8 protein-coding genes are annotated in these 12350 nt (G+C 33.6%); all 8 read right to left on the reverse strand.

Annotated features, from left to right (window positions below):
* Nucleotides 1–72: 72 nt before the first annotated feature.
* Nucleotides 73–957 (reverse strand): lysophospholipid acyltransferase family protein, encoded by an 885-nt coding sequence (locus tag P6922_RS00605; RefSeq protein WP_276873467.1) that lies wholly within the window; start codon nt 955–957, stop codon nt 73–75.
* Between the two features lie 45 nt (nt 958–1002).
* Entirely contained in the window at nt 1003–2037 is a 1035-nt protein-coding gene (lpxD, locus tag P6922_RS00610; RefSeq protein ID WP_276873469.1) for a UDP-3-O-(3-hydroxymyristoyl)glucosamine N-acyltransferase, read from the reverse strand.
* A 1-nt stretch (nt 2038) separates the two neighbouring features.
* Nucleotides 2039–2473, reverse strand: a complete 435-nt coding sequence (locus P6922_RS00615; protein WP_007554402.1) for an OmpH/Skp family outer membrane protein — start codon at nt 2471–2473, stop codon at nt 2039–2041.
* Between the two features lie 8 nt (nt 2474–2481).
* Nucleotides 2482–3399 (reverse strand): outer membrane chaperone Skp, encoded by a 918-nt coding sequence (locus P6922_RS00620; protein ID WP_276873470.1) that lies wholly within the window; start codon nt 3397–3399, stop codon nt 2482–2484.
* Nucleotides 3399–3923, reverse strand: coding sequence for an OmpH/Skp family outer membrane protein (locus P6922_RS00625; RefSeq protein ID WP_276873472.1), 525 nt, complete (start codon nt 3921–3923; stop codon nt 3399–3401). Before P6922_RS00625 ends, P6922_RS00620 begins: the two co-directional genes overlap by 1 nt.
* 98 nt (nt 3924–4021) lie before the next feature.
* On the reverse strand, nt 4022–6349 hold the full coding sequence (locus P6922_RS00630) for a BamA/OMP85 family outer membrane protein (RefSeq protein WP_276873473.1): 2328 nt from the start codon (nt 6347–6349) through the stop codon (nt 4022–4024).
* 181 nt (nt 6350–6530) lie between these two features.
* On the reverse strand, nt 6531–10898 hold the full coding sequence (locus P6922_RS00635; protein ID WP_276873474.1) for a translocation/assembly module TamB domain-containing protein: 4368 nt from the start codon (nt 10896–10898) through the stop codon (nt 6531–6533).
* A 22-nt stretch (nt 10899–10920) separates the two neighbouring features.
* The gene (locus P6922_RS00640; RefSeq protein ID WP_276873475.1) at nt 10921–12348 is read right to left on the reverse strand and encodes a TolC family protein; all 1428 of its coding nucleotides are present in this window, start codon (nt 12346–12348) and stop codon (nt 10921–10923) included.
* Nucleotides 12349–12350 lie beyond the last annotated feature (2 nt).

Here is a 12350-nt window from a genome sequence, read left to right on the forward strand (position 1 = left end):
ATATATGATATGTCCCTCTTACCGGATAAACCGGTAAAGAGGAACGTATCAAAAGTATTTAAACTCTTTTTATTATGCTTTTTTATTTAATCTATCTGTAGATTTCCATCTTCTATGCAACCAAAACCATTCTTCCGGATATTTTTTTATCCATTCTTCAAGTCGTTTATTTATTATATCGGTAATTTGCTTGATAGATTCTTTTTTCGATAAATTTTTTTCAGCTTTTATAGGTTCCCAAATTTTTACTTTATACTTCTTATTTTTTTCTTGATGTATCATTACGGATACGACAGGTGCATCGCATAATAATGATAAATGTGCAGGACCGGTTGCAGTAAGTGTAGGTATATTAAAAAAATCTGATAATATACCGGTTTTCCCCGGATCTTGATCGCATAAAAGAGCAACAAAATAGCCTTCTTTCAAACGTCGATACATATCTCTTACTCCGGTCTTATATTCAATTTTTTGTCCGGTCAAGCTTCTATATTCGATTAAAAAACGATCAAATCCTTCATTGCTTTGCTTCATGGCAACCGAAAGTAAAGGGTATCCGTACATAGCAAGCAACGCACCGAGCATTTCCCAATTACCGGAATGTCCTGTGGCTAAAATGCAACCTTTTTTATTTTTTACCAATTCATCTAAATATTCTTTTCCTTCTATATTTGCATATTTTGAAGGATTTTTTTTATCTAATAAAGGAAAACGAAACATGGATACACACATAGGGCCGAATCTTAATGCAGAAGATTTTGCTATTTCTTCGGCTTTTTTTATGTCATCGGTAATTTCGGTACGCAAAATATTTTGTATTGAGATTTGTTTCCTTTTTAAGGGAATTAATTTTAGAAATAATCTGCCCATCAATTCTCCCATGTAATTTGCTTTTTCTTCAGATAAATTACATGCTATTTTTGCAAGACCTTTCATAATTCCGTATGTAACGTTCATAGTACTCCTCAATCAAGATAAACAAAAAAGATGCAATTGCACCTTTTATGTATTTTTCAGCTTATTTTCAAATTCAGTTACTGTTTTATCCAATTTACGAACTTTTTTTAATATATCGGGCAGCTTGTTAAGTGTCGCTTCTATACGACCCCATTTTGCATGTTTCTTTGCAGGAAATCCTACATAAAATCCGGATTCGGAGATATTTCCTATAACGGCACTTTTTGCACCGACAGTTACATTGTCTGCAATTTTAACATGACCTACAACTCCGGACTGTCCGGCAAGTACACATTTATTTCCGATTTTTGTACTTCCTGCAACACCTGTTTGTGCAATAATGAAACAATCTTCTCCGACTTCTACATTATGTCCGAGATGTACCAAGTTATCAATCTTTGTTCCTCTTCTTATTACTGTATCATTCATTGCACCGTTGTCTACGGTTGTCCCTGCACCCAATTCAACATCATCGCCTACTACTACTTTCCCCAATTGCCTTATATGTGTATGATGCCCGTTTTCATCAGTTGAAAAACCGAAACCCTGACTTCCTACAACTGCATGTGCTCGAATTACTACTTTATTGCCGATAACGGTATTTTCATGTATTACCGCACCCGGATTTATTTCACAATTTTTGCCGATTACGCTATTTTCACCTATATATACAAATGGAAAAATAACGGTTTTTTCGTCTACAGTTACATTATCTCCGATAACCGTATATGCCATTATACAAGCACTTTCTGAAATTTTTACATTCTTACCTATTACAGCAGTGGGATGTATTTGCGGAGCAAATGTTTTTTCCGGATGAAAAATTTCTATAAGTTTTCCGAAAGCACCTCGACAATCACGTACCACTATTAAGTTTTTATCACAATTTTCAATTGGTGAATCTACAAGAATTACACCGGCTTTAAATTGATTTATATATTCAACATAAACACCTTTTGCAAACGTTGCATGTTCAGGACCTGCAGATTCGGCACTTTTGACATCATTAATGATTATATCAGGGGTACCGTATAAAGTTCCGCCCAATAGTTTTGCTATTTCTCCGATAGTTTTTTGCATCTTATTTTCCCGTTTCAGTTCCTGAATTATTTATTTTCTTTAAAACATCTTCTGTCACATCTATTGCGCCTTCAGGTACTGCACCTTTATGCATGACAATACTCAATCCTTTTTCTTTAGCTACCGCTTCACATTGTGAGTTTACTATAGATTCTACTTGCTTATGTTTGCTTTGTACGAAAATCATTTGCTCTTGTTGTGCTGCAGCAGCTTTCTTTTGAGCTTCTTCTTCTGAAAGTCCTTCTGTTTCTTTAGCCAAACGTGCTCTTATTTCTGCATCTTTATTTATTACTTCTTTTTGTATCTCTTTAATCTTAGGTGATTCATTTTGTATTTTCTCAAAATCCACTACACCTACTTTTTCACTTCCGCACCCCGATAAAACGGTTGCAGCTGCAATCATTGCAATAAGTGCGGATTTTTTCCATAATTTCATATTTTTTCCTACTCTTCCTGTATTATTTTACTTACTATATCACCGGTAACGTCAACAGCACTCACATTAACGGTATGTTCTGAAAAAATCATAGATAAATTTTTTTCCAATGCAACTTTTTCAGCATCTTTTCTTATATCTTCCATAATTTCAGATTTTATCTTCGCCATTTGCTTTTGTTTCAATTCCAATTTATGTTGCCAATTCTCATCCCATGATTTCAGTTCAGGATAAACTTTTTCTTCGGAATCAAATTTTTGAATTGATTTTTTACCGATTTCCGATTTTATTTTTTCTGCTGAAGATTTTGCAAAAGCCTCCAATTCATCGGCTGCTTTTTCTTTTTCTTTTATGAAAAATGTTTTTTCTTCTTCAGTCCAATCTGAAAAATCTTCATTTGAGATACTTCTGTTTTTTAACAATTCTTGCAATTCTTTTTCCGCTTTTTCTTTTTCTTCCTGACTTATGCCTGTTACTACAAATTTCATTTGAAGATTTGCAATGCGGATATTATCATCAAAATTATTTTTATCAATTAAAACATTCTTATTATGTTTTGCTGAAATATTCTCATATGTTTTTTTCAATTTTTCATTTAATTCATTTTCTTTTGCTTTAATTCGAGATTGCAATTCTTTTTGTGCGGATTCTAAAGCATTTTTATCTTGCATCGCATTATCGACTTGAGTTTTCATGGAATAAACTTTCATCATTTGATTACGTTCATTACTGTATTGCTGTATCAAATGATTGTATTCCGTTTCAAGTCTGAAATACTCGGAATATTTAGGATGAGATTTAACAAGTGTTTCATAATCCGCTACACCGTAAACTGCGGGCATGGCAGATTCTTGTTTTTGTCCGCATCCTCCGATTAATATACCGACTCCTACAAGTAATGCCGCCCAAAAAGTTTTTTTATTCATCACTTCTTATCTGCGGAGGCTTTCTCTGCTTGTCCTTTATCGGATGTAAGAGATTTATTTAATGCATCGGAGACATCCTTTGTTATATCTGTTCCACCATAAATAACTGCAGCTTTTTCCACTACAAGTGTCAGGCCTCTCTTTTCGGCTACAGTTTTTACTGCACCGTTAATCTTATCTTCCATTTCTTTATCTATTGCAGATCTCTTTTCGTTAAATTGTTGTTGCATTTCTTCAAAAAGTTTCTGTTTATCTGCATCGCTTAAATCTTTTGATTTTGCATCAAAGTCTTGTTGCATTTTATCTGCAGTTTCTTTTAATTTTTGTTGATAATTGGAAGCTAAACTGCTGTTTGCGGAAACAACTTCTCTACGGTCTACAATCCCTATATCGGATTTCGGCGAAGCCATAGCAGTATTACCCATAGATGTAACGGCAATTGCTCCTACCGAAATAATAAATACCGCTGCGATGACAAATGAAAAAATCTTTATATACTTTTTATTACCCAAAAAACTCATCATAATATTTTTGCTCCTTAAAGGTTTTTAATTTTTATACAATATCCGAAAAAGCGGAACATAATTGAACCGCTCATTTCTTCATATTTCTGTTATTAATATCAGAATTGTGTTCCGAAACTGAAGTGGAATTTATTCTGATCGCCGTGACCGTAGTCCAAACGAATAGGTCCGATTGGAGTTTGTAATCTCACGCCGACACCATATGCATAGTTTATAGATCTGCTATCCGCATACCACGGCATCGATCCGCCTACGTCCCATGCACTTCCTACATCTGTAAATACTACACCCTGAATTTTCTTTGCGATCGGGAATCTGTATTCCAATGTTGCGGCATACATCTTCTTACCTTTGAACTGTTCATCTTCGTATCCGCGTAATGTGTTGGATCCGCCCAAACTGAACAAATTACCGTATGCAATATTTCCATGTATGTAACCGCCCATTACACGCAGTGCCAATGTATGGCCATTACGTAATCCTTTGTAGAAACGTCCTTCTCCGGAAACTTTGTAAAAATCAAAATCTCCGCCGAGTCCGTGTCCACCCCATTGTGCAGATACGGAAATACGCTTACCTTTCGTAGCATTGAAGAAATTATCACGACTGTCGTATACATGTGTAAATGTAATACTGTTTGTTCTGCCTGTACTCTTTCTGATTGCTTCTTTAGACTTACTATAATATTTATCTGCATCAACAGATATTGCATTGTCTTTTGCTACCTTAAGCTGACCATCTTTAGCATTATTTTTTTCAGTAGATTTAGCAGCATCTGCCTCTGTCTTTCTCTTGTTTTTCCATTCATTATGCTTTGTTTCATATTCACTATGTTTAGTTGCATAATCAGGATCGTTTTTTTCTACATCTTTAGGTTCGGCATTATTCTTCAACCATTCAGCATACCATTTATTCCATGCTTGATTATCTGTTGATTCGCCTTTAGCACCTTTATCCCAACTTGCACTCCAATCTTTCCATTGCTTATTTCTTTCTGCTTCCGGCAATGTATCTCCGGCTTCCCAAGATGTTTCCCACTTCGGCTTTTCTACTCTATCCCATTCTTTTACAAATTCAGGTTTCAATTCTTTTTCATAAGCTTCAACAAGGCCACTCAAGTGCTGAACATCTCCTTGAATTCTGTCACTGCTGCTTTCGATATTTAAATAATTTGTACGATATTCATCACTTACACGTCCCCATGTAATGTTCCAGCCTTTTCTACGTTTATCGTACTGTGCTACTCCTTGACCTTTAGCATTGTAATCTACATATTTATAAAGTCTGTTGTAAATTGAAAATCCTGCGGAGTCACCGTTCTTGTTTATCCACGGTTTTGTATATGAAACTTGGTAATTTTTACCTTTCCCTGAGCCTCCGAATTCCCAATGGAAGTTGACTTTGTCACCGGTTCCTCTGAAGTTTGTTTCACCGACTTCCACAACTCCTACAAAACCGTCGGACTTGGAATAACCTGCACCTACAGTAATTACACCTGTTTTTTGTTCCACTACTCCGATTTCAACTGTAACGGTATGTTCAGTTGTACCCGGAAGAAGTCTCATGTTTACATCTTCAAAAAATCCTAAATTGTACAAACGTTCAATACTTCTGTTCGCCAAAAACTTATTGAACGGCTGACCTTCCATAAATCTGAGTTCTCTCTTGATAACATTGTCTTTAGTTTTTTCATTTCCGACAATGGTTATTTTTTCAACATTACCTTCATTTATTTTTATACGTAACTTACCTTCCGCATTAATATAAACATCGGAAATATTTACAAGAAGAAATCCTTGTTTTAAATAAATATCTTCAATTTCTTTTATTTTTCTGTTTACTTGTGCAACATTAAGTACGCTTCCTGGCTGTACTTGCATCACGGAATTGAGTTGTGCATCTGTAAATACGCTGTTTCCTTCAAACTCTACAGATTTTACAACCGGATTGCTTACCAAACGATAGTTCAATTTCACGCCTTCGGGAACATTTGTAAAGTCAGGAATTATTTGTGAAAAAGTACCGATTTTACTTACCGTTTCAACATCCGCATCAATATTTTCTGCAGAAACTTTCGTTCCTACTTTACTTTTCAATTCAGATTCAATTTCAGCTTTTGCATTTTCTTCAATACCGGTAAATTCTACAGATGTAATCAACTCTCCTGTATGTTTGTTTACTTCTTTTTTGCTGTCATCGGACAAATATAATTGAGAGCCTTGTATAGTTTCATTTTCCGCCATTTGTTTTTCAAAAACTTGTGACGCGGAAGATTTATTGCCGCCACCGTTTGAAACATTCAAAAGTGTACTCTGCGACATGGTATTTTCATTAATTGACGGAACTTGTGCATATACTGACATTCCTCCAAGAGATAAAAGTACTGCAGTCGCAAGCAATGTCTTTTTCTTACTGATACTAATCATTAAAAACCTCCCCGTTTTTGCTTTCATAATTTGAAAATAATATACAAACTTTTATATAATCTATCGGTTATCAACATAATTTAAAATAATTTTTGTAAAATTTATTATCACGTCCTTATATTTTTCTTAACTTATACATTATACATTTATAACTAAAATAAGAATAGTTTTTCAATTATTTTTAAAATTTAAATTTCCAGTCTGTACCTACAAAACTGTCATGATTATTATTATACCATGCAGAAATACCTAAATGTGAATTTACATCATATCTGAAACCTATGCTTCTTTCTTCGTTATTAAGGCCACCTGTTGCAGTAAGCATAAAATCATTGAAAATGTATTTTCCGATTTTTATATAATAGAAATTATTTTTATCAATTCCTGTACTGTCATTATAATCATTTAATCCGGAAGTTACCGAAATCATATCCAATCCTATTTTATCGGTAAGAAAATCTTTTACTCCACCGTTAAACAACATAGCCAAACCTGCATTGAAAAATGCATTTTGATTTGTATCTTCAGCACTTGCGTGAGGATTTTGATGTAGTGTAAGCAACATCAGAATTTGTGAATCGTTCAGATATGGTTCACTATGAAGTTTCGTTTCCAAGTTTCCGGGAATTCCGTCTATTTGTGCACCGATTTTATAATTTCCTACATTTGCATTTGACGCTACGTGTACGGTAGGCATAAATGAATTCGGATTTCCACCCCATAATGCTTGTCCTTTTTCTACTTTAAATTCAGTTGTATTAACTTTTATAGTGCCTTTATCTACATTTATTCTTCCTGTCATAAACGGATTTGAAAGACTTCCGTCCATATGTATATCACCGGAAATTGTCATATTGTACAATGCACTGTTATATAATCTTACATTTTCACCTACATTTATTCCTATATCTGTAATTATATTCGGTAATTCTCCATCAGATTGCAGCAAAGGTATATCCAAACTTGCATTGTGAATATTTACATTTCCCTTCATGCCGGTCATTCCGTCATACGGTTCAAATTTAAAGTCGGTATCAATTGCACCGTTATAAAATTGAGATTTTATTTCAGGCGCATGCAAGTGAAATTCTCCATTGTATGAAAAATCATTATTTCTACCCCAATCGGCACTTCCCTTTAATGACACATTCCCTTTTCCTACTGATGCAGAACCTTCCAAGTCCATTGAGTTACCTTTAAATTTCGCATTTAAATTTACAGATTTCAATGGTTCATTCATCGTTATCAATGTCATACTGCCGTTTGAAACGGATATATCTCCCAAAACTTTAGGATCGTTCCACGCTCCCGTCACTTTCAGTTGTCCTTTAACGGGGCCTTCTGCCTTTTGAACAGGCCTGAAAAACAGCGCAAGTGCATTCATATCTGCATTATCCAAATTAAATTTCAAATCAATAGGAATTTCATTTGATGAAGGTTTCCTTGTTATCAAACTTAAAGGTGCAACACCTTTCATACTTGCTTTATATTTATCTTTTATCAGAAGTGCATTTTGCACATCGATAATATTGTTCTTAATAACTCCCATTAAAGATATTTCATCAAATTTATAGTCATTATATACAGGATTTTCAATACCTACGGAAATATTCATTTCGGGATTTTTACGTGTGCCTTCAAGTACTAGAGCAGCCGTCAATTTTCCACCTATTTTGGAATCTACTCCAAAAACTTCCGGAATCCATTCGGTATCCATATTTCTTGCAGCAAATTGCATATCGAAAACACCGTCCGAAGACATACTTCCTTTTGCCGCCAGAACTCCGTTTCCTACAGGTATATTCAAATTCCTTATATTCAATTCTTTATTTAAATATGATATATCTATATTCCCTTTTCCTATTTCCGTAGACCCTAAATGCCCTCCGTTTACATCGGCTTTGAAATCAACATTCGTATCATTCATAGATCCGGACAATCCTATATATCCGTCTACTTGCCCGTCAATATTTTGTACGGGTAACTTAAAAATTTTTACAATATCCGATAAATTCCAATTATTATAGCTCAAACTTCCATTAATCATAGATGTTTGAATATTATATCTTCCTTTAACCTTAAACTTAGCATTTCCTTGATAGAAATTTCCGTCTTGAACTAAAAATACATTATTCTTATATTTTATTTGAGCTGAAATCAATCCTAAATTGCTGTTTCCCAAATTTACAGATTGGCTTAAAACGGTACCGTCGAAGTCAGGGTCTGTCGCCGTTCCTCCTAAGTGTCCTTTCACTCCGATTTTTCCGGAAATACCTCTCTCGGGTAATATACTTTCCAAGTCTATATCTACAGCATTTACATTCAAATTTAAAAGTTTTTCAGATGCCGTACCTTCAACGGTTGCAGCTCCTCCATATGCATTTACTTGTCCGTTTTGAATATATAATGTTCCGTTATTATAACGATAATTTCCATAAATATTTTTAAACAATTGTCCTTTTACAGATCCGTCCCATGCATGTAAATATCCTTCTATGTCGGGATTTCTGAAAGTACCTTTTATATGAAGTTCGTTATCTGCATTTCCCGTCAATGGATAGGATAAATTTAAAATCGGCAAAACATTTTCAATTCTCATTCCTGAACTTTTTACAAATAAATCAAGTGTGTTATCGTTATCTCTATAAATTTTCCCCGTTACAACATGTAAATCTTTATCTTTTTGGATATTTAAATAATCTATATTAAAAGCATTTTCATCGGTATGGAATTTCCCTGAAGAATGTTTAAAAGTTATATCATCAAAAGATCCGTTGTATATTTCTGCATTTCCGGAAATATACGGGTTTGCCAATTCACCTTGAATTTGAATATCGGCCGTTGTACGTCCGGTAATCTTATGCCCTGTAAACCCGGAAAAAGAATCTATATTCCAGTTGTATACAGACATATTTAAATTATTTTTGTTATCTTGAATATTACCTTCTACGGCAATTGTTCCGCCGTCATTAAATCCTTTTACGCTGTGCAATATAATATTATTGCCTTTTTTTGTGACATTCGCTTCTATATTTTCAAAATTAATACCTTTTGCCGAAATTCCGCTTCCATAAGTTTTTATATTCCATTCATTATCTGAGAATGTTGCAAATACTTCCGCTTTATTTCCAAGTACATCTTCATACTTGAAGTTATTTGCAGTGCCTGTGATTTTCGCCGAATATAAATTAATTCCTTCTGAATAAGTTCCTTCGGCTTTTATGTTTCCAGATATTGTTCCTTCTATCGGTGATGATAAAATTACATCTTGCAATTTTATAGAATTTAAATCAATATCTGTACCGAATTCTTTCGTTCTTAAATTATATGAAGCTTGTCCATGTGCTTTTCCATCTTTTGTTTTTAATTTTAAAGAAGTTAAATTTACGATATCGTCATTGAAATTAAAATCAGTTTTTACTTCTTTTATATTAAATGTTTCGTTATTTAAATTATTAATATTTACATGTCCTGTTGCAAAGATATTGTTTAAGCTCCCGCCTATTTGTATATCCCCTTGCAATTTTCCATGCATACCTAAAGAAGGCGCAAGTGAATAAAGTTCCGCACCGTTTGTACTGAATTTTGATTGAATTTCAGATTCTTTACCGCTCCAATTTATTTTAAAATATCCGAAAACAGATTGATTATTTATTTTACCGTTTATATTTTCAAAAAATGCATTACCGTTTGTTATATCTACATTTGCACTTGTTTCCGATATAGTAAATTCTTTATATTTTGCAAAAACTTTTTCTATATTTCCTTTTATACTATACGACAACTCATTATTCTTTTTCGTTATATGCCCTGCTTTTATTGTTGCAATTCCGTCAGTTACCGGAAGATCAGGAATTTTTATTCCGTTTTTACGAAGAGTGTTGAGTATTTTTACCAAAGGTAATTTTCCGCTTCCGAATGTTAATTCAATATCATTAAAATTCAAATAATTCCATGCCAAATCAACATTCGAGTTTTCATATATTGCAGATAGTTTACCTTTCAACTCAAAATCATTTTTCAATTTTATAACGGAATTTATATTTTTCAAATTTTGAGTTTGTTTATTTTGCTGTTTTATTGAAACATTACCGTCAATTACTTTTATATTCATATCAAAATTCGATTTCTTTTTTTCTTTATCGGTTATAATCAAATTTTGAATATTCCATGATTTGTCATTCTTTTCTCTTACTGTAATTTCAGGTTTTTCAATTGTAATATTATCAATTAATGCTGTAAGTCCTTCACCTTTAACAAATGCTTTATATGCAGATGAAAAAGACCACCCGACATTTAAATCGGGTGACTTTAAAACATCTTGGTTTTCATTGTCTTTTATTTGCACATTATGAAACTTTAAGTTTCCGGCTACATCCAAATCGAATTTATCCCAAGTTATTGTACCGTTTATGTATTTTTTTATATTTTCTTGTAAAACAGGCTCGCATTTTTTTACAAGCATCGGTTTTGCAATAAAATATGCCGATGCGCCTGCTATGACAATCACACCGGCGCCTATTGTTATATTTTTGGCTATATTAAGCAAAATATACCTCTGTCTTCAAAATTTATTTAGAAAACTCTTTGTGCAAAACAGCAGGAATACCCATCGCTCTTTCAAGTTTTGCCAATCCTATATTATAGTCATACATTGCATTTATATAATTTGTTTTTGCTTTACTCAACGCAAGTTGTCCATCCAATACGTCCAAGTTTGTTCCTACTCCCGAGCGATATCTTATAACTGATATTTTATATGCTTGTTCTGCTTGTTCTACGGTTGCTCTTGCGGTCTGAATTTTTGCTTTTGCCGCAAAAACGTCCAAATAATCTTTCTTTATTTCCAATTTTATTTTATTTTGTGCTTGTTTGAAAATTTGTTCCGCCTCTTTTACCGAAGCTTGTGCTTTTTTTACTTTTGCAGCACTTGCACCGCCGTCCCACAAATTCCAATTTACAGTTCCGAACACTTTCCAATTATCTTTATCAAATCCTGATAATGCCGAACCTGTCCAATCAAATCCTCCGCCTACCGCAGCAACGGGTTTGTTTCCTGCTTTGTTCATTCCTACTTGCGCCTTTGCAATTTCAATTGCATACTTGGCTTTTATTAATTCCCATCTGTATTTTTCTGCAGATTTAATTGCTTCATCCATAGTAATTTTTATTTCAGGTTCAGGAAAATCTTTACTCTTCGGTGAAAGTTTTGTGTCTATCGGTGTATTCATTACATTATTCAAATTTGCTTCTGCAACATCTTTATAATTTTTTGCCGCTATATTCATTTCTTTAGCATTCGCCAATGACACTTCAGACGAAAGAACATCCAATTTTGCAACTATTCCTGCGTCATATTGCAATTTAACATTATTGACATGTTCAGATAAATTTTGAACTGCTTTATTTGTCACTTCAACCATATTCAAAGTTTTTAAATATCCGAAATATGCTTCAGTTGCAGCCAATTTTACATCGGCTTCTTTTTGATAAATATCGGTTTTTGATACACTTTCGGCGTATTTTGCAGCATCTATTGCATTTTCAGCTGCTCCGCCTGTCCATACCGGCCAAATTACATTCAAATTTTGAGTATATCGTGTTCCTACTACAGTTTTGGGATCGATTGGGAATTGAAATGAAAAATTATTATTTATTTCTTTTAATAATTGAATTTGTTCGGCAGACGGAACGGTTACTTTCGCTCTTCCTGCTTGCCAGCTATATTTTACTGTGGGTCTTTTTGCCGAACGTGCTTCTTCTACTGTAGCTTCTGCTTTTTCAAGTCCTGTTTTTGATAGTTGTATATCATAATTATTTTTCAATGCAGTTTCTACAGCTTCTTTGAGTTCGATATTTAAAACTTTTTCTCCGTTTTTGATTGAAATATCTGAATCAGCTTTATTATTTGCAGCGTTTATATCGTTTGCATTTACACACATCGTAAAAGAAGTAGATAATAATGCCATAAGTATTAATGTTTTGTATATTTTTCTCATAA

The sequence above is a fragment of the Dialister micraerophilus genome (assembly GCF_947090205.1).
Classification (GTDB): domain Bacteria; phylum Bacillota; class Negativicutes; order Veillonellales; family Dialisteraceae; genus Dialister; species Dialister micraerophilus.

Bases quoted from the DNA above. Each gene is read 5' to 3' on its own strand.
- P6922_RS00630 (WP_276873473.1), bottom strand. From the start codon at position 6,349: ATGATTAGTATCAGTAAGAAAAAGACATTGCTTGCGACTGCAGTACTT.
- P6922_RS00640 (WP_276873475.1), bottom strand. From the start codon at position 12,348: ATGAGAAAAATATACAAAACATTAATACTTATGGCATTATTATCTACT.
- P6922_RS00620 (WP_276873470.1), bottom strand. From the start codon at position 3,399: ATGAATAAAAAAACTTTTTGGGCGGCATTACTTGTAGGAGTCGGTATA.
- P6922_RS00615 (WP_007554402.1), bottom strand. From the start codon at position 2,473: ATGAAATTATGGAAAAAATCCGCACTTATTGCAATGATTGCAGCTGCA.
- P6922_RS00625 (WP_276873472.1), bottom strand. From the start codon at position 3,923: ATGATGAGTTTTTTGGGTAATAAAAAGTATATAAAGATTTTTTCATTT.
- lpxD (WP_276873469.1), bottom strand. From the start codon at position 2,037: ATGCAAAAAACTATCGGAGAAATAGCAAAACTATTGGGCGGAACTTTA.
- P6922_RS00605 (WP_276873467.1), bottom strand. From the start codon at position 957: ATGAACGTTACATACGGAATTATGAAAGGTCTTGCAAAAATAGCATGT.